The 1,524-nt window shown below is 64.0% G+C and carries 2 protein-coding genes; one reads left to right on the top strand and one right to left on the bottom strand.

The genetic code is table 11. From position 1 onward, the window contains the following. Positions 1 to 558: MFS transporter (locus LQV45_RS31645; protein WP_230011379.1), on the bottom strand; the 558-nt coding region annotated here is incomplete at its 3' end. A gap of 319 nt (positions 559 to 877) precedes the next feature. Between LQV45_RS31645 and LQV45_RS31640 the strand changes: the two genes are divergently transcribed. Continuing rightward, a partial coding sequence (locus LQV45_RS31640) for an MFS transporter (protein WP_374208353.1) occupies positions 878 to 1,524 on the top strand: 647 nt, incomplete at its 3' end.

Raw genomic sequence — 1,524 nt, 5'->3', positions numbered from 1 at the left:
GCTGAAGACCAGGAAGATCACGTTGGCGATGATGAAGCCGATCGGGGCCCCCAGTTGCGGGAACGTGCCGTAGATGGCCCGCTTGTTCGACGGGGCGTTTTCGGTCGCCAGCAGCGCCGCACCGCTCCATTCGCCGCCGAGGGCCAGGCCCTGGCAGAAGCGCAGGACCACGAGGAGTGCCGGGGCCAGGAAGGTCCAGCCAGGGACGGTTGCCGTCGGCAGGCAGCCGATCAGGAAGGTGGCAATGCCCATGGTCAGCAGCGAGGCCACGAGCGTGCCCTTGCGGCCGAACTTGTCACCGAAGTGGCCGAAGATGACCGAGCCGAGCGGGCGGGCGATGAAGGCGACGCCGAACACGGCGAAGGATGCCAGCAGCTGGGTCGTCTCGTTCTGCCCGGGGAAGAAGAGCTTCGGGAAAACGAGCACGGCCGCAGTGGCGTAAACGTAGAAGTCATAGAACTCGACGGTGGTACCGATCAGGCTGGCGACAATCACGCGGCCGCGCGAATTCACCTGCTTGGTGGACCCATGCTCCGCGGAGGTGGCAGTGGATGACATGTAGTAACGCTTTCATGAAGACCGGTCGGATATTTCCCCAAGAGCCCGATGCCCGGGACCGCCGGCTAGGGATTCGTATACGTCTGATAATAGTTCCCACCGTCCAGTCAATGGACAAATAGTCCGCTATTTGGACTTCGTGTCGTTGTCTCACGTGGTGGTCGTCACACCTATTCTCACACCGTCATAAAAGCCCCGATAGGCAAAAGTCACAGCGCGTTAATAAACCGCGTCCGTCCCGGAAACGCGGCGTCCCTACCTTTGAAGGACATCACCCCCCAAGGAGGTCTCCCAAGTGACTGCTGAACGCACCGCCGAAATCGGCACCGCAGAGGTCGGCGCCGCCAGTACCGGCGGCACCCTTACCCTCGACCACCGGCCCGGCCGCTGGATCGCCAACTGGGATGCGGAAAACAAGGAGCAGTGGGAGTCGGCCGGCCGCTCGATCGCCCGGCGCAACCTGAACTGGTCCATCTTCGCCGAGTTCCTGGGCTTCGTGGTCTGGCAGCTGTGGTCGATCGTGGTGGTCCAGCTTCCCTCCGCCGGCTTCAAATTCTCTACCAACGAGATCTTCTGGCTGATCTCCATGCCAAGCCTCGTCGGCGCCACGCTCCGGATCCCCTACACGTTCATGGTTCCCCGCTTCGGCGGCCGCAACTGGACCATCGTGTCCGCCCTGTTGCTGCTGATCCCCACGATCGGCCTGGGCCTGTGCGTCGCCAACCCGGCCACCCCGTTCGGCGTCATGCTGTTCGTGGCCGCGCTGGCCGGCTTCGGCGGCGGCAACTTCGCCAGCTCGATGGCGAACATCACCTTCTTCTACCCCGCACGGGAAAAGGGCTGGGCCCTGGGCCTGAACGCCGCCGGCGGAAACCTCGGTGCCGCCGTCGCACAGCTGGCCGTGCCGATCGCCATCACCCTGCTGGCAGCCGGCACCGTGAACCTGCCCGTCGCAGGGTTCATGTG

The sequence above is a fragment of the Microbacterium sp. Bi128 genome (genome assembly GCF_918698205.1).
This window is presented reverse-complemented; position numbering and strand designations above follow the sequence as displayed.